This is a genomic window from Lentzea sp. NPDC055074, assembly GCF_053608005.1.
Map to the genome: position 1 here is coordinate 499,963 of NZ_JBSGUQ010000005.1, position 15,818 is coordinate 515,780.

The following is a 15,818-nucleotide window of genomic DNA, read 5'->3' on the forward strand; positions in this document are numbered from 1 at the left end:
TGGTCGCGGACCGTAGGGGCCGGGTGCCCGCACAGGTGCGCCCATGGCCCTCTCCTCGGACTTCTCGCAGGTCGCCTGGCGTGTCGTGGTACGACTCGCCGGTCGTGGTTTCTGAGACGCACCGTAGCGGTAGGGCGGTCGTACCGGACACCGAGATGGAGCAGTTGACCTCTGTTGGAGGGTTCACCGTTGCACCACACGAGCGAAGATGATGTTGTGAGTACCCCATTTTGTCGGTGATCGCCGGTACCGTAATCGGTACGAACACGGGAGGAGGGTGCCGACATGCAGCACGGTCATCCCGGCAGCCAACCCGATGAGGGTGGCGAGCTGAACCAGGGCAACAATTCTGCTGAGCTGACTGCGCAGATCAGGTTCCTCGAGGACGAGATCGCGTCGTTGCGTCGCAAGCTGACCGAGTCCCCGCGGCACACGCGGTTGCTCGAGCAGCGCTTGGCTGAGGCGACAGAGCGCGTCAGCCAGCTGACCGAGCGAAACACGAAGCTCATAGACACCCTCCGCGAAGCACGAAGCCAGCTGCTCGCGCTGCGTGAGGAAGTCGACCGGCTGGCGCAACCGCCCAGCGGGTACGGCGTCTTCATGGCACGTTTCGACGACGGGACCGTGGACGTCTTCACGTCCGGCCGCAGGATGCGCGTGGCCGTGTCCCCCGCGGTCGAGCCGGAGAAGATCGCCTACGGGCAGTCCGTCCGTCTGAACGAGGCGCTCACGGTCGTCGAGGCCGGCGGGTTCGAGCGTTCCGGTGAGGTCTGCGCGCTGCGGGAGGTGCTGACCGACGACGACGGCCAGGACACCATCTCGCGGGCGCTGGTCGTCGGCCACGCGGACGAGGAGAGGGTGGTCTGGCTCGCCCAGCCACTGCTCGACGCGCCGCTGAAGCCCGGCGACTCGTTGCTGGTCGACTCGAAGGCGGGTTTCGCCTACGAGCGGGTCCCCAAGGCCGAGGTCGAGGACCTCGTGCTCGAGGAGGTCCCGGACATCGACTACAGCGACATCGGTGGCCTCTCCCGGCAGATCGAGCAGATCCGCGACGCCGTGGAGCTGCCGTTCCTGCACGCCGACCTGTTCCGCGAGTACGAGCTGCGCCCGCCCAAGGGCGTCCTGCTCTACGGCCCTCCCGGCTGCGGCAAGACGCTCATCGCCAAGGCGGTGGCGAACTCGCTGGCCAAGAAGGTGCGGGAGATCCGCGGCGAGACCGACAAGCAGGCCAAGTCGTACTTCCTCAACATCAAGGGCCCCGAGCTCCTCAACAAGTTCGTCGGTGAGACCGAGCGGCACATCCGCCTGATCTTCCAGCGGGCTCGTGAGAAGGCGTCCGACGGCACCCCCGTGATCGTGTTCTTCGACGAGATGGACTCGATCTTCCGCACCCGTGGTTCGGGTGTGTCGTCCGACGTCGAGACGACGATCGTGCCCCAGCTCCTCGCCGAGATCGACGGCGTCGAGGGCCTGGAGAACGTCATCGTCATCGGCGCCTCCAACCGCGAGGACATGATCGACCCGGCGATCCTCCGCCCGGGCCGGCTCGACGTGAAGATCAAGATCGAGCGGCCCGACGCCGAGGGCGCGAAGGACATCTTCAACAAGTACCTGACTCCGAACCTCCCGCTGCACGCCGACGACCTCGCCGAGTTCGGCGGGGACCCGAAGGCCTGCATCGAGGGCATGGTGCAGCACACCGTGGAGCGCATGTACGAGGAGTCCGAGGACAACCGGTTCCTGGAGGTCACCTACGCCAACGGTGACAAGGAGGTCCTGTACTTCCGGGACTTCAACTCCGGCGCCATGATCCAGAACATCGTCGACAGGGCGAAGAAGGCGGCGATCAAGTCGCTGCTGGACACCAAGCAGCCCGGACTCTCCGTCCGGCACCTGCAGGCCGCCATCCTCGACGAGTTCGCCGAGAACGAGGACCTGCCGAACACGACGAACCCGGACGACTGGGCTCGCATCTCGGGCAAGAAGGGCGAGCGGATCGTCTACATCCGCACGCTCGTCACCGGGAAGAACCAGGACACCGGCCGCGCGATCGACACGGCCACGAACACCGGCACGTACCTGTAAGGCTGTTTCACCGAACCGCCCCGGTCGCTTCTCGCGGCCGGGGCGGTTCGCGTCTGCGGCTACTTGAGCAGCCGGAAGCCGGGCTGCTCGACCCACGCCCTGAGGAACTCCGACGTCCCGAGCGCCGTCGGGTACGTGCCCGCGGTGAGACCGAGAACGCCCGGCAGCCCGGTGACCACCTGCCCGGCCGGGAGTTCTGCGCTGGCCACGCCGCCGACGACGTCGAGGACCGCCGCGGTGAGCAGCGCCGTGGCGACGTGGTCGGTGTGGCCGTTGCAGCCCGCGCTGATGTTCACGGCCTGGACCGGCTTGAAACCGAGCACCTCCTCGGCCTCGTGCTCGTCGGCGTGCTCCGCCTCGAAGATGTCGTCGCCCTGCCGGACGAGGTAGACCAGGAACGGGCGCGGTTCGTCGTGCCCCAGAGAGATGCTGACGTCGAAGAACCAGGCGCGCGGCTGCTCGAAGCGCGTGGAGTGGCGGCGCACGAACGCCTCCAACTCGCGCAGCGCGGTCTCGGACAGGGGTTCCGCCAGTTCGACCACCAGCGTTGGGCCGGGCATCAGCGCACCAGGCCGGACTCGTAGGCCGCGATCACCAGCTGCGCCCGGTCGCGGGCGTGCAGCTTCGCCAGCAGGTTCCCGACGTGCGTCTTCACCGTGCCGGGACTGACGTGCAGCTCGGCCATGATCTCCGCGTTGGACCGGCCGCGGGCGATCAGCAGCAGGACCTCCTTCTCCCGCTCGGTCACCCGCTCCAGCCCGCGCACCACCGGCGTGGCGGGGTGCCGGACGAACTCCGAGATCAGCCGCCGCGTCACGGTCGGCGAGAGCAGCGACTCGCCGGACGCCACCACGCGGATCGCGGCCAGCAGCTCGGCGGGCGGCGTGTCCTTCAGCAGGAACCCCGACGCGCCGGCCCTCAGCGCGCCGAAGACGTACTCGTCGAGGTCGAACGTCGTCAGCACCAGCACCCGCGGGCCTTCGAGCAGCCGCGTGGCCTCGATGCCGTCCATCTCCGGCATGCGAATGTCCATCAGCACCACGTCGGGCTCCAGCGAGGCGGACAGGGCGACGGCCTCGGCGCCGGTGCCCGCCTCGCCCACGACGGTGAGGTCCGGTTCGTTGTCGACCAGCAACCGGAAGCTGGCGCGCAGCAACGCCTGGTCGTCGGCGATCAGCACGCGGGTCATCGCTGCGGCAGTTCCGCGACGACCCGGAAACCTCCGCCGGGACCGGGTCCCGCGCTGAACGTGCCGCCGTAGACGGCCACGCGTTCGCGCATGCCGATCAAGCCGTGTCCCACTCCGAGCTCCCTCACCCCGGGCCCGTCGTCCGCCACGTCGACGCGGACGGCTTCCGGTGTCACGTCTACCAGGACGGTGCACGACGCGGGGGCCGCGTGCTTCACGACGTTCGTCAACGCCTCCTGCACGATCCGGTACGCCGAGAGCCCGACGCCCTCCGGCACGACGGTGTCACCGCGCACCTCCAGCGTGACGCGGACGCCCGCCAGCGAGGCGCGGTCGGCCAGGTCGGGCAGGCCGTCGAGGCCGGGGGAGGGCGCCAGGTCGGCGTCGGCACGCAGCACGCCCAAGAGGCCTCGCATCTCCGTGAGTGCCGCACGGCTCGTCTCGGAGATCACCTGCAACGCCTCGTAGGCGTGCTCGGGTGAGCGCACGTGTGCGGCGTTGCCCGCTTGCACGGCGATCAGCGAAAGGTTGTGCGCCACCACGTCGTGCAGCTCGCGGGCGATGCGCAGGCGTTCGTCGGCCAGGGCCTGCTCGGCCTGCTGCGTCGTCTCCCGCGCGAGCATCGACCGGCGCAACCGCGTGGTGTAGCCGATCACCCACACCGCGCCGAGCACCGCGAAGCCGACCAGCAGGGTCTCCGGTTCGCCTCCCGAGACGCCGGAGGTGGCGATGACGGTGGCGATCAGGCCGGCCAGCGACCACGCGCGGGGGCGTTCCACCGACACGGTGTAGAGCGCGAAGCAGATCGCGCCGACCGGGGCGCCGAGCGCCTGGACCGGGAGCACCTGGCCGATCACCACGGCCACGGTCGCGAGCGTGGTGATCACCAGCGTGGTCACCGGCCACAGGCGGCGCACCGCGACGGGCAGCGCGACCAGTGCGGCACCGGGCAGCACCAGCCACCACGGCTTGTCCTGGTTCTCCACCATGGCGTAGCCGACGAGCACGCCGATCACCGCGGCGGCGGCCAGGTCGACCAGGTAGAGGTGCAGTCTCGCGATCACGGCGCCGACGCTATCGAGTGCGGCGTGCCCGTGCCTCGGACCAGGGTCCGATTCCGGAGCTCGGACCTGCGGCCGATCCGCCGGCAGCCCTGACGCGCGAACCTTCTCCGCATGATCGAGGTGCGGAACCTGACGAAGAGATACGGGGACACGACGGCGGTCGAGGACCTGTCGTTCACCGTCCACCCCGGACTGGTGACGGGCTTCCTCGGCCCGAACGGGGCCGGCAAGTCCACGACGATGCGGATGATCCTCGGCCTGGACCGGCCCTCCGGCGGGGAGGCGCTGATCGGCGGCCAGCGCTACCAGGACCTGGACCAGCCGCTGCGGCACGTCGGCGCGTTGCTCGACCCGGCCGCCGTCCACCACGGCCGCAGGGCGCTCGACCACCTGCTCTGGATCGCGGCCAGCAACGGCATCGGCCGCGGGCGCGCGGTCGAGCTGCTGGAGCAGGTCGGGCTGGGAGGGGTGCGGCACAAGCGGATCAGGGCGTTGTCGCTCGGCATGAAGCAACGGCTGGGCGTCGCGGCGGCGTTGCTGGGGGACCCGCGGGTGCTGATGTTCGACGAGCCGGTCAACGGGCTCGACCCCGAGGGCGTGCGGTGGATCCGCGACCTCATGCGCGGGCTCGCGAAGGAGGGCCGGACGGTGTTCGTCTCCAGCCACCTGATGAGCGAGATGGCGCTGACCGCCGACCACGTCGTGATCGTCGCGAGAGGACAGCTGGTCAAGGAGACGCCGATGGAGGCGTTGACGCGCAACGGTTCGCTGGAGGACGCCTACCTCGACCTCACCTCCGGGAGGGGACTGTGAAGAACGTGCTCGCCGCCGAGTGGCGCAAGCTCCGGACCGTCCGGGCGCCGTACGGGCTGCTCGCCGCCGTCGGCCTGATGATCGTGTTCGGCGCGGCGATCTCGTTGCTGATGGTCCGGGACTACGACACGTCGCCGGCCGCCGAGCAGGCCAGGTTCGCCTCCGCCGACTTCAGCGTGGTGATCACGCCGGTCGTCCAGTTCCTCGTCGCCGCGCTCGGCGCGCTGATCGCGACGTCCGACCCGCGGCTCACCGCGCTGACCGCCGTGCCGGACCGGAAGCGCCTGCTGGCGGCCAAGACCGTGCTCGCCGCCGCCGTGGCCGTCGTGGTCGGTGGTGTGACGCTCGCGCTGAGCCTCGGCATCAGCCGGCTGATCATGGGGGACCGGCCCGCGCCGATCGCACCCTGGGCCGGCCTCGGCGACGTGCTGCCGTGGGGTGGTGCGGCGGTGCTGTCGATCCTGGTCACGGGCCTGTTCGGCCTCGGGCTCGGGCTGGCGTTCCGGTCGACGGCGGTCACGGTCGTGGTCATGGGCGTCGTGCTGTGGGGACTGCCGGCCGTCACGCCGATGCTGCCGGAGCCCTGGAACGTGGACGCGTCCGCGGTGATGGTGCCGTACCTGGTGTGGGAGGTCGCGGGTGTCGTCAACGAACCTCCGTTGAGTCCGTTGGCCGCTGTCGCAGTTTTGGGGCTTTACGTACTGGTGACTCTGGGTACCGGAACTGTGACTCTTCTGCGACGAGACGCTTGACTCGCTCTTGGGGCCGACCTAAGGTCATCTATACCTTTAATCGGTAAGGAAACTTACCTAACCAATCCGCCGCCGGCAGTCCGAGAGGAGACGCTGTATGTCCTGGCAGAAGTCTGTGGTGGCGCTCGCCGCGGCACTCGTGCTCCCGTTGACCGGCGTGATGGCGGGAAGCTCCGTCGCCGACGCGCCCAAGGGCACCTTCGCCGCCGCCGCGCTGCCTCCGGGCTCGCCCGCGGCGGTCAACGGTCAGCTCAAGGTGTGCGGCGTCAAGCTGTGCAACAAGAACGGCAAGCAGATCCAGTTGCGCGGCATGAGCACGCACGGCATCCAGTGGTACTCCCAGTGCGTGAAGACCGCGTCCCTGGACGCGCTCGCGAACGACTGGAAGGCGGACATCCTCCGCATCTCGATGTACATCCAGGAAGGTGGCTACGAGTCGAACCCTCGTAAGTTCACCGACATGGTGCACGGCTACATCGAGGAGGCCACCAAGCGCGGCCTGTACGCGCTGGTCGACTGGCACCAGCTCTCGCCGGGCGACCCGAACCACAACACCACGCGCGCCAAGACCTTCTTCAAGGAGATCGCGCAGCGGCACAAGGACAAGACGAACATCATCTACGACATCGCCAACGAGCCGAACGGCGTGACGTGGTCGCGGGTCAAGACCTACGCGGAGGCCGTCATCCCGACGATCCGCGCGGAGGACCCGGACAGCCTCGTGCTCGTCGGTACGCACGGCTGGTCGACGTTCGGCCTGTCCGACGGCCGCAACATCAACGAGGTCAGCCAGAACAAGGTCAACGCCTCGAACCTGATGTACACGTTCCACTTCTACGCGAAGGACCACCGCGACTCGTACCTCAACGCGTTGCGCACGGTCTCGAGCCAGGTGCCGGTCTTCGTCACCGAGTTCGGTTCGCAGGAGGCCTCCGGTGACGGTCCCAACGACTTCACCATGGCGAACAAGTTCATCTCGTTCATGAAGGAGGCCAAGATCTCCTGGACGAACTGGAACTTCTCCGACGACCACCGCACGGGTGCGGTGTTCAACAGCGGCACCTGCTCGGGCGGCAACTTCGCCGGTGAGGGTGTGCTGAAGGAGGCCGGCAAGTGGGTGCGCAACCACATCCGCACGGCTGACGACTTCTGATCCCTCTGGACGACCGGCCCCGGCGGGTCAGGTGAACGGCGGTCCTTCGGGGCCGCCGTTCTTCGTTGTGCCGCTTGCCCTCGGGGCACCTGCTCGGGCACGTCGTTCAGCGGCACGCGCAGGCTGAAGCCGGCGGGAGTCCGGGTGCGGGACATCGTGCGCGCGCCCGACCAGCGGTGACCTACCGTTGACGGCATGGCTCAGCTCGCTCTAGGTCTCGCGTCCCTCGGTCGTCCCGCGTACATCAACCTCGGCCGGGAGGGTGCGTTGCCGGCCGTGCGCGACGTCGAGTCCATGCGCGCGCAGTGCCATCTCGTCCTCGACACGGCCTACGAACTGGGCATCCGGTGGGTCGACGCGGCCCGGTCGTACGGCCTGTCGGAGGACTTCCTCTCGTCGTGGCTTCCCGGCCACGACGACGTGACGATCTCCAGCAAGTGGGGCTACGCCTACACCGCGGACTGGCGGCCCGACGCCGAGGTGCACGAGGTCAAGGAGCACTCGCTCGCCCGGTTCACGCGGCAGTGGCAGGAGACCACGGCGCTGCTGCCGCGGGTCGACCTCTACCAGGTGCACTCGCTGACGGCCGACAGCCCGTTGTTCACCGACCGCGCGCTGCTGGAGGCGATGGCCGGGATCGGGGTGCCGCTGGGCTTCTCGACGTCCGGGCCGAGGCAGGCCGACACCATCCGCAAGGCTGTGGAACTCGGGGTCTTCCGGTCCGTCCAGTCCACTTGGAACCTGCTGGAGACCTCGGCCGGCGACGCGCTGCGGGAGGCGCACGACGCCGGGCTGCGCGTGATCGTCAAGGAGGGCGTCGCCAACGGACGGCTCGTCGTCGAGCCACCGCAAGCGGTTGCGGCACAGGCGAAGGCGCTGGGCGTCGGGCCGGACGCCGTCGCGCTGGCGGCGATCGCGCGGCAGCCGTGGGCGGACGTCGTGCTGTCCGGAGCGGCGAGCCCGGAGCAGCTGCGGTCCAATGTGGAGGCGCTGGCCGTCGAGGTGGACCTGCCCGACCTGGCCGAGCCCGCCGAGCGGTACTGGAAAATCCGTTCCGGCCTCACCTGGAACTAGCTACGGTGGCGCCGTGAGCGACGCACCCCTCCCGGCTTTCGACCCTCCCTACTACGCGGCGATCTTCACCACCGTGCGCACCCAGGACCAGGCCGGCTACGCCGAGACCAACGCGCGCATGGAGGAGCTGGTCCGCGACATCCCCGGCTACCTCGGGATGGACCACGCGCAGAACCCCGGCGGGCTCGGCATCACCGTCGGGTACTTCCGCGACGCCGAGGCCCTCACGCGGTGGCGGACGAACGCCGAGCACCAGGTGGCGCAGAAACGCGGCCGCGACAGCTGGTACGAGAGCTACACGCTGCACATCGCGAAGGTCGAGCGCAGCCACGGCTTCACCCGGTCCTGAGAACATGCGAGAGGTGCGCGTTCATGCAGGCCGCCATTACGCCGTCCAGTTCCACTACGCCTTGCCTGACGACGCGTGGTGCGTGGAGTTGAGCGAGGCGGCCCCCGTCGAGACGCCCGACGCGGAGCCGCACTGGCCCGAAGCCGCCTTCCTGGTGGCGGTGGTGCCCGACGAGGACCCGGCTCTGGAGCCGGCCGTCCACATCCACAGCCACGACGAGCACGTCATCCCCTACGAGATCATGCGCTGGTTCATGGAGCGGGTGGCCGACCAGGTCGAGGGCTGCCGCCTCGGGTTCGAACAGGGAGCAGCGGAACGTTCCCCGTGACGGCCGGGAACGTCCTCCGCGACCGCCTCACCCGGTCCTGGCGAGCCATTCCCGGCCGATCACGCGGCCGTCCGGCACGAGCGGCCAGCCCGGGTCCTCGATCCTGCCGCGCAGCTCGGCCGCGTCCATCCACCCGCCCCAGGCGACCTCCTCGGGCTGGTGGGTGAACGGGCCGTCGCAGCGCGTCTCGTAGACCCACGCGTGATAGCGCGTCTGCTCGTCGACGTAGGTGGTCTGGAACAGAGGTGTCAGCGGGGTCTCGACGCCGAGCTCCTCGCACAGCTCTCGGCGGGCCGCCTCGTCCGGGGTCTCGCCCGCGTCGATCACGCCGCCCGCCGAGAAGTCGTACAGGCCAGGGAAGATGTCCTTGGTGTCGGTGCGCCGGTGCACGTAGACCCGTTCGCCGTCGGTGGAGTGCACGACGGTCAGGACGCAGCCGTGCCAGAGGTTCTCGGCGCGCATGCGCTCGCGGGTCACCTCGCCGATGACGTTCGCGGCCTCGTCGTAGAGGGTGATCATCCCCGTGTCCTCCTGTGGTCGTACGCGAGCTTGCTACCCCAGTCCGACGCCCGCTGATCGCCTTCCTTCCTACCTTCGTGGACGTCAGACGTCACCGAGGAGGATTCGTGTCCACTTCCCTGCGGCTCGGCGTCGCCGAGTTCCGCGCCCGGCCGGGCCGCGCGCTGCTGCCCGGCGTCGCGCTCGTCGTCGGCGTGGCCTGCCTGCTGGCCGCACTGGTGCTGAGCGACGCGCTCACCCGGTCGGTCGACGAGGGCGCGCCCCTCACCCCGTCGTCGGTGAGCCACGTGGTGGACACCAAACCCGCCGAGTACGGCACACCCGAGACCGACCGCCCCGAGCTCGACGCCGCGGTGCTCGCCAAGCTCTCGTCCGTCGGCCGGGCCGTGCCCGTGCAGGTGGCGCAGGCGGATCTGCTGGACACCAACGGCCGTGCGGGGGAGCACCGCGCCGAGGTGCACGTCCAGCAGCCCGACCTGGTGCGCTGGCCGCTCGCCGAGGGGAAGGCGCCGGCGGCGGACGGTGACGTCGCCGTCGACAAGATCACCGCGTACGAGCAGGGGCTGAAGCCGGGCGACCGGATCGAGCTCGCCGCCGCGGACGGCAAGCCCGTCGAGGTGACAGTCAGCGGGGTCATGAAGAAGGGCGGGCTCGACTCGCGGCCGATCCTGGTCGCCGGTCCGGACCTCGCGAAGAAGCTCGACCCGGAGCCGTTCACCAAGGAGATCTGGGTGATCGGCGGTGCGCGCGACGCCGTCAAGGCCGCCGCGGGCGCGTCGTACGTCGTGTGGGACCCGGCGCCGGACGCCGACAGCATCGGCAACGAACTGACGTTCATCCTGCTGCCGTTCAGCGTGCTCGCGCTGGCCACGGCCGTGTTCGTCGCGGCCGCCACGTTCCGCGCGGTCTACGCGCAACGGCAGCGGCAGACCGCGCTGCTGCGCTGCATCGGCGCCCAGCGCGGGCCGCTGGTGCGCAGGAGCCTGTTCGAGGCCCTCGTGACGGGTGCGCTGGCCGGTGTCGCCGGTGCGTTGCTCGGCGGGCCGATGGCGTGGCTGCTGGCCAGGACGTTCGACGTCTCCGGCATCTCCGTGCTGTTCGGCGCGGTGGAACTGAGCCCGGAGCTGTTGCCCTCGCTCGGGTACGTGATCCTCGGAGTCGTCGTCGCCGCGCTGCTGAGCGTGATGGCGGCTGTTCGTCCCGCGATCAACGCCGCGCGCGTCTCGCCGTTGGCTGCTCTGCGTGACGCGGAGAACGAGATTCCCCCTCGGTCCGTGCGTCGCCTTCGGCTCGTGTTCGGCGTGCTGTTCACCGGCGGTGCCGTGCTGCTCGCGATGGCGGCCATCGCCGCCAAGGGCACCTCCGCCGCTCCGCTCGCCGTCACGTTCTCCGCCATCGCCGCGGTGACCGGCCTGTTCTGGATCCTCGGCCCGGTCACGGTCCCGCTCATCGCGCGGCTGTTCGGCCGGATCGGCGGCACGCAGTGGAAGCTCGCCGGTGCCGAGGTGCGCAGGATGCCCCAGCGGTCGGCGTCGGTGGCGCTGCCGTTGCTGCTGGCGAGCTCGATGGTGACGTTCTTCCTGGTCGTGCTCGGCGGGGCGGAGGAGCTGACCTTCCAGTACGCCAACGAGGAGCGCCCGGACGCGACCGTGGTGGACGCGGGCGACCGGCCGCTGCCGGAGATCCCGGCCCAGGCGGGCGTGGCCGCGAGCGTCGTGCTGCACAAGACGGGGGACGGGGCCGCGAGCGTGGACCCCGACCAGTTCCGGACGTGGCTGAAGGCGCAGAACGTGTCCGGCGCCGAGCAGCTCGTCGCGGGCACCGCGATCGTGCCCCCGCACTGGGAGGACAAGCCGTTCGTCGAGGCCGACGGCAAGCAGTACGAGGTGGTCGGGACGGTTCCGGGCAGCATCACGGGCTACACGCCGATCATCGCCGGCGCCACGTCGGGACCGGCGGACAAGGTGCTGGTCGCCTTGAAACCCGGCGTCGACCCCGCCCGGTACCGCTCCGAGCTGCAGGCCGCGCTGCCGAACAACCCGACCGTGATCGTCCAGACCGACGCGGACGAACGGGCCGAGGCGGCCCGGTACATGCACCTGGGCACCGTGCTGATGATGGTGCTCCTGGGACTGTCCGTAGCGGTCGCCGTGACCGGTATCGGCACCGCGCTGACCATCTCCGTCCAGGAGCGCCGCAAGGAGCTCGCGCTCCGGCGCGCCTTGGGTGTCACTCGAGGCGGGCTGCAGGGCGGCGTCATCGCTGAAGCGATCATGCTGGCCCTCGTCGGGGTGATCGGAGGCGGTGCGCTCGGGTTCGCCTACGCGGAGGTCGCTTTCCTGTCGATCGGCGTCCCGCTGACGCTACCCGGCCTCAAGGTCGTGTTGCCGCTGGTCACAGGCGCGGCGATCGTGGTCGTGCTCGCCGTCGCCGCCGCTTTCGGGCCTTCGCGCGGCGCATCGAGGATCCGTCCAGCCGCCGGACTGGCGTCCGGGTGAATAGGGTGAGGGGAGTTTCACCGTGAAGCTCCCCTCACGCTGTTCTGCGGGGTCAGGTCATAAGGTGTTGCGCATGCGGCGGATCATGGGAACCGAGGTCGAGTACGGCATCTCAGTGCCGGGCGACGCGACCGCGAACCCGGTGCTCACTTCGACACAGGTCGTTCTCGCGTACGCGGCGGCGGCGGACATACCGCGCGCCAGGCGGGCGCGCTGGGACTACGAGGTGGAGTCGCCACTGCGCGACGCGCGCGGGTTCGACCTGGGCAGCCCCGGCGGCCACCCCGCGGACTCCGACGTCGAGGACCTGGGCGCGGCGAACGTCATCCTCACCAACGGCGCGCGGCTCTACGTCGACCACGCGCACCCCGAGTACTCGGCGCCCGAGGTCACCAATGCGCGCGACGCGGTGATCTGGGACAAGGCCGGGGAGCGGGTGATGGAGGAGGCCGCGATCAAGGCCGCCTCCGTGCCCGGCCAGCCCCGCCTGCAGCTGTACAAGAACAACGTCGACGGCAAGGGCGCGTCGTACGGCACGCACGAGAACTACCTGATGCAGCGGTCGACGCCGTTCACGGCCGTCATCGCGGGCCTCACGCCGTTCTTCGCGTCGCGCCAGGTCATCACCGGGTCCGGGCGCGTGGGCATCGGGCAGTCCGGCGAGGAGGCCGGCTTCCAGCTCTCGCAGCGCTCCGACTACATCGAGGTCGAGGTCGGCCTCGAGACGACGCTCAAGCGCGGCATCATCAACACCCGCGACGAGCCGCACGCGGACGCGGACAAGTACCGCCGCCTGCACGTCATCATCGGCGACGCGAACCTGGCCGAGTACTCCACGTTCCTCAAGGTCGGCACCACCTCGCTGGTCCTCGACATGATCGAGGCCGGGCAGCGGTTCGACGACCTGCGCATGGTCGACCCGGTGCGCGCGGTGCACCAGATCAGCCACGACCCGACGCTGAAGTTCAAGGTCGAGATGACCGGCGGGCGCAAGTTCACCGGTCTCGACGTGCAGTTCGCCTACCACGAGCGCGCGCTCGCGTTCGTCGAGAAGGAGGGCGTCGGCGACCGCGAGGTCCTGCGGATCTGGGGCGAGGTGCTCGACGCCCTGGCCCGTGACCCGGCGGAGTGCGCCGACAGGCTCGACTGGGTCGCGAAGCTGCGGCTGCTCGAGGGCTACCGGCAGCGCGACGGCCTGGAGTGGGGTGCGGCCCGGCTCAACCTGGTCGACCTGCAGTACTCCGACGTCCGTCTCGACAAGGGCCTCTACAACCGCCTCGTCGCGCGCGGCTCGATGAAGCGCCTCGTGAGCGAGGAGGAGGTCCGCGCGGCCATCACCACGCCGCCCGAGGACACGCGTGCGTACTTCCGCGGCCGGTGCCTGGAGCGCTACCCGACCTCGGTCGCGGCCGCCTCGTGGGACTCGGTGATCTTTGATCTCGGTCGAGAATCCCTCGTGCGAATTCCGACGCTCGAACCGCTTCGCGGGACGAAAGCGCACGTCGGAGCCCTTTTGGAGGCCTCCGACACCGCCGAGCAACTGGTGGACGCGCTGACTCGCGGGTGATCGTCTACCCGAGTGGCTCAGGGTTTTTGTCGGTGCCGCTGGGTAGTGTTCTTGTCAGGCGAGTCAGTGGGAGGCCGAGATGTCCCAGGAACAGAAGCAGCGCCAGGGTGGTGGCGACGGCGACGACGGTGCGGACGACGCCGCCGGAGCAGGTCAGGAACGCCGCGAGAAGCTCGGCGAGGACGTGGACGCGATCCTCGACGAGATCGACGACGTGCTCGAGGAGAACGCGGAGGACTTCGTCCGCGCATACGTGCAGAAGGGCGGTCAGTAGGCCTTCGGGGGCCTGCCGACCACTCCGGGGACGGGAGAACAACCAACACATGGACCACAGCTCGACCGGGCGTTACCCGGCCGCGGCGTTGCCCTCGGCGTACCTCACGCCGGGCTCGTCGTCGTTCACGGACTTCCTGCGGGCACAGGCACCCGACATGCTGCCTAGTGGCCGGAAGCTCCCGGAGGGGACCGTCCAGGCCCCGCACGGGACGACGATCGTCGCGGCCACCTACAAGGGTGGTGTCGTGATCGCCGGCGACCGGCGCGCGACCATGGGCAACGTCATCGCTCAGCGCGACATGAGGAAGGTCTTCGTCACCGACGACCACTCGGCCGTCGGCATCGCGGGCACCGCGGGCATCGCGATCGAGATCGTGCGCCTGTACACGGTGGAGCTCCGGCACTACGAGAAGATCGAGGGCGTGCCGCTGTCCCTGGACGGCAAGGCGAACCGCCTCTCGGCGATGATCAGGGGCAACCTCGACGCGGCCATGGCCGGCCTCGCCGTGGTGCCCCTCTTCGCCGGGTACGACACCTCGGCCACCGACTCGGACCGCGCCGGGCGCATCGTGTCCTACGACGTCACCGGCGGCCGCTACGAGGAGTCGCAGGGCTACCAGGCCGTCGGCTCGGGCTCGCTCTTCGCGAAGTCGTCGCTCAAGAAGCTCTACGACCCGGACGCCGACGTCGACGCCGCCATCCGCTCGGTGATCGAGGCGCTGTACGACGCGGCCGACGACGACTCGGCGACAGGTGGCCCGGACCCGGTCCGCCGCCTCTACCCGGTCGTGGTCACCATCAACGGCGTCGACGGCGCCGTAGAGGTGCCGGAACCGCAGGTCTCCACGGTCGCCGACGCGGTCGTCGAAGGCCGCCGAGCCCGGCCCGCAGGCTGAGTCCCCCACACGTTCGACGTCAGGAGCACCACCGATGACGATGCCGCTGTACGCATCGGCAGAGCAGGTGATGCGCGACCGCTCGGAGTACGCCCGCAAGGGCATCGCCAGGGGTCGCAGCGTCATCGTGCTGAAGTACGCCGACGGGATTCTGTTCGTCGCGGAGAACCCGTCCAGCACGCTGCACAAGGTCTCGGAGATCTACGACCGCATCGGGTTCGCCGCCGTGGGCCGGTACAGCGAGTTCGAGAACCTTCGGCAGGCCGGGATCCGGTTCGCCGATGTCCGCGGGTATCAGAACGATCCTCGGGACGTCACTTCTCGGTCGCTGGCGAACGTGTACGCCACCACGCTGGGTACCTACTTCACCGAGCAGATCAAGCCTTTCGAGGTGGAGATCGCGGTGGCCGAGGTCGGGGACTCCGCTGGGGCCGACACGTTGTACCGGTTGACGTACGACGGGTCCATCGTGGATGAGCCCCAGTACATCGTGATGGGTGGCACCGTGGACGCCGCCAACACCGCCTTGAAGGAAGCCTTCGCTGACGGGCTCTCGTTGGCTGAGGCTGTTCCTCTTGCGGTGAAGGCGTTGTCTGCCGGGTCACTGTCCACGGGGGCCGGTACGGCTGAGTTGCTTCCGGCTGCGAAGTTGGAGGTCGCCGTGCTGGAGAGGGCTCGGCCTCGGCGGGCGTTCCGGCGGATCGCCGGGGCTGCTTTGGACGGGTTGATGCCTGCTCCCACCAAGGATGGCAAGACCGTGGAGGATGTCGAGCTGCCCGGTGGCTCGGAGGATGAGTCGAAGTAGGGTGGTTGGGTTTGCTGGGCCCCTGGCTGGTGCTGGGGGCCCTTTGCTTTGTTCGGGGCTGGGTGTGGCTGAGGCTCGCTTGGCCTGACCTGTGCGTGGGGCTGGCCTGTGCGTGGGGCTGACCCTGGCGGTGGGCTGACTCTGCGGTGGGCAGACCTGGCGTGGGGCGACCTGTCGATGGGGCGACCTGTGCGTGGGGCGACCCAAGAGGGTGGTCACCTTGCGGGCGGCCAGGTTGCGTTGCGTGGTTCCCCTGGGGGCTCTGCCCCCAGACCCCCGGCAATCTGATCAGGGGGCCAGCGCTGCCGGTAGGTAGATGGCACGCCTGTTGCGTAGAGCGGCTGCCTGTTTCGTAGTTTGGTTGCGGTGGCGGTGGGGTCCCATCACGAGCCGAGCCAAGAGCGGGCCACAGTCAGGGAGGGGTGTCAACTCGACGAAAAGCGTGTCGAG

At 69.5% G+C, this 15,818-nt stretch carries 15 protein-coding genes and 1 pseudogene; 12 read left to right on the forward strand and 4 right to left on the reverse strand.

Annotated features, from left to right (window positions below; genetic code table 11):
* Positions 1-285 precede the first annotated feature (285 nt).
* Entirely contained in the window at positions 286-2,085 is a 1,800-nt protein-coding gene (gene arc, locus ACWF7A_RS15665) for a proteasome ATPase (protein ID WP_452251132.1), read from the forward strand.
* 59 nt (positions 2,086-2,144) lie between these two features.
* Here the strand turns inward: arc and ACWF7A_RS15670 are convergent, their stop codons facing one another.
* Genes ACWF7A_RS15670 through ACWF7A_RS15680 form a run of 3 tightly spaced genes read right to left on the reverse strand, consistent with a single transcriptional unit; the run spans position 2,145 to position 4,338 of the window.
* Positions 2,145-2,645, reverse strand: coding sequence for a DUF6368 family protein (locus ACWF7A_RS15670; RefSeq protein WP_452251133.1), 501 nt, complete (start codon positions 2,643-2,645; stop codon positions 2,145-2,147).
* Positions 2,645-3,274 (reverse strand): response regulator, encoded by a 630-nt coding sequence (locus ACWF7A_RS15675; protein WP_452251134.1) that lies wholly within the window; start codon positions 3,272-3,274, stop codon positions 2,645-2,647. The genes ACWF7A_RS15670 and ACWF7A_RS15675 overlap by 1 nt, the downstream gene beginning before the upstream one ends.
* Complete coding sequence (locus ACWF7A_RS15680) at positions 3,271-4,338, reverse strand: sensor histidine kinase (protein ID WP_452251135.1); 1,068 nt, start codon at positions 4,336-4,338, stop codon at positions 3,271-3,273. Before ACWF7A_RS15680 ends, ACWF7A_RS15675 begins: the two co-directional genes overlap by 4 nt.
* Positions 4,339-4,449: 111 nt before the next feature.
* Here ACWF7A_RS15680 and ACWF7A_RS15685 point away from each other — a divergent pair.
* From ACWF7A_RS15685 to ACWF7A_RS15710, 6 genes and pseudogenes are all read left to right on the forward strand, one after another.
* A pseudogene (locus ACWF7A_RS15685) lies at positions 4,450-5,097 on the forward strand (ABC transporter ATP-binding protein); the annotation flags it as partial.
* 50 nt (positions 5,098-5,147) lie between these two features.
* Positions 5,148-5,903, forward strand: coding sequence for an ABC transporter permease (locus ACWF7A_RS15690; protein WP_452251136.1), 756 nt, complete (start codon positions 5,148-5,150; stop codon positions 5,901-5,903).
* Between the two features lie 97 nt (positions 5,904-6,000).
* A complete protein-coding gene (locus tag ACWF7A_RS15695; RefSeq protein ID WP_452251137.1) occupies positions 6,001-7,056 on the forward strand; it encodes a glycoside hydrolase family 5 protein in 1,056 nt (351 codons plus the stop codon).
* Positions 7,057-7,251: 195 nt separating this feature from the next.
* Positions 7,252-8,130: an aldo/keto reductase gene (locus ACWF7A_RS15700; RefSeq protein ID WP_452251138.1), complete on the forward strand. Its 879-nt coding sequence runs from the start codon at positions 7,252-7,254 to the stop codon at positions 8,128-8,130.
* Positions 8,131-8,143: 13 nt separating this feature from the next.
* Positions 8,144-8,479 (forward strand): antibiotic biosynthesis monooxygenase family protein, encoded by a 336-nt coding sequence (locus tag ACWF7A_RS15705; RefSeq protein ID WP_452251139.1) that lies wholly within the window; start codon positions 8,144-8,146, stop codon positions 8,477-8,479.
* Positions 8,480-8,492: 13 nt separating this feature from the next.
* Positions 8,493-8,807 carry a hypothetical protein gene (locus ACWF7A_RS15710; RefSeq protein ID WP_452251140.1) on the forward strand — a complete coding sequence of 105 codons (315 nt, stop codon included), beginning with the start codon at positions 8,493-8,495 and terminating at the stop codon, positions 8,805-8,807.
* A gap of 27 nt (positions 8,808-8,834) precedes the next feature.
* Here ACWF7A_RS15710 and ACWF7A_RS15715 read toward each other — a convergent pair whose 3' ends face one another.
* A complete protein-coding gene (locus ACWF7A_RS15715; protein ID WP_452251141.1) occupies positions 8,835-9,326 on the reverse strand; it encodes an NUDIX hydrolase in 492 nt (163 codons plus the stop codon).
* Between the two features lie 107 nt (positions 9,327-9,433).
* Here ACWF7A_RS15715 and ACWF7A_RS15720 point away from each other — a divergent pair, with 107 nt between their 5' ends.
* The 5 genes from ACWF7A_RS15720 to prcA all read left to right on the forward strand — a co-directional run bounded on the left by ACWF7A_RS15720 (position 9,434) and on the right by prcA (position 15,368).
* On the forward strand, positions 9,434-11,824 hold the full coding sequence (locus ACWF7A_RS15720; RefSeq protein ID WP_452251142.1) for an FtsX-like permease family protein: 2,391 nt from the start codon (positions 9,434-9,436) through the stop codon (positions 11,822-11,824).
* Between the two features lie 73 nt (positions 11,825-11,897).
* Complete coding sequence (gene dop / locus ACWF7A_RS15725) at positions 11,898-13,391, forward strand: depupylase/deamidase Dop (RefSeq protein ID WP_452251143.1); 1,494 nt, start codon at positions 11,898-11,900, stop codon at positions 13,389-13,391.
* Positions 13,392-13,470: 79 nt separating this feature from the next.
* Complete coding sequence (locus tag ACWF7A_RS15730) at positions 13,471-13,665, forward strand: ubiquitin-like protein Pup (RefSeq protein WP_030471529.1); 195 nt, start codon at positions 13,471-13,473, stop codon at positions 13,663-13,665.
* A 49-nt stretch (positions 13,666-13,714) separates the two neighbouring features.
* The gene (gene prcB, locus ACWF7A_RS15735) at positions 13,715-14,563 is read left to right on the forward strand and encodes a proteasome subunit beta (protein WP_452251144.1); all 849 of its coding nucleotides are present in this window, start codon (positions 13,715-13,717) and stop codon (positions 14,561-14,563) included.
* Between the two features lie 34 nt (positions 14,564-14,597).
* Complete coding sequence (gene prcA, locus ACWF7A_RS15740; RefSeq protein ID WP_452251145.1) at positions 14,598-15,368, forward strand: proteasome subunit alpha; 771 nt, start codon at positions 14,598-14,600, stop codon at positions 15,366-15,368.
* Positions 15,369-15,818: the final 450 nt, after the last annotated feature.

Bases quoted from the DNA above. Each gene is read 5' to 3' on its own strand.
- arc (WP_452251132.1), top strand. From the start codon at position 286: ATGCAGCACGGTCATCCCGGCAGCCAACCCGATGAGGGTGGCGAGCTG.
- ACWF7A_RS15730 (WP_030471529.1), top strand. From the start codon at position 13,471: ATGTCCCAGGAACAGAAGCAGCGCCAGGGTGGTGGCGACGGCGACGAC.
- ACWF7A_RS15675 (WP_452251134.1), bottom strand. From the start codon at position 3,274: ATGACCCGCGTGCTGATCGCCGACGACCAGGCGTTGCTGCGCGCCAGC.
- ACWF7A_RS15670 (WP_452251133.1), bottom strand. From the start codon at position 2,645: ATGCCCGGCCCAACGCTGGTGGTCGAACTGGCGGAACCCCTGTCCGAG.
- ACWF7A_RS15700 (WP_452251138.1), top strand. From the start codon at position 7,252: ATGGCTCAGCTCGCTCTAGGTCTCGCGTCCCTCGGTCGTCCCGCGTAC.
- prcA (WP_452251145.1), top strand. From the start codon at position 14,598: ATGACGATGCCGCTGTACGCATCGGCAGAGCAGGTGATGCGCGACCGC.
- ACWF7A_RS15695 (WP_452251137.1), top strand. From the start codon at position 6,001: ATGTCCTGGCAGAAGTCTGTGGTGGCGCTCGCCGCGGCACTCGTGCTC.
- prcB (WP_452251144.1), top strand. From the start codon at position 13,715: ATGGACCACAGCTCGACCGGGCGTTACCCGGCCGCGGCGTTGCCCTCG.
- ACWF7A_RS15715 (WP_452251141.1), bottom strand. From the start codon at position 9,326: ATGATCACCCTCTACGACGAGGCCGCGAACGTCATCGGCGAGGTGACC.
- dop (WP_452251143.1), top strand. From the start codon at position 11,898: ATGCGGCGGATCATGGGAACCGAGGTCGAGTACGGCATCTCAGTGCCG.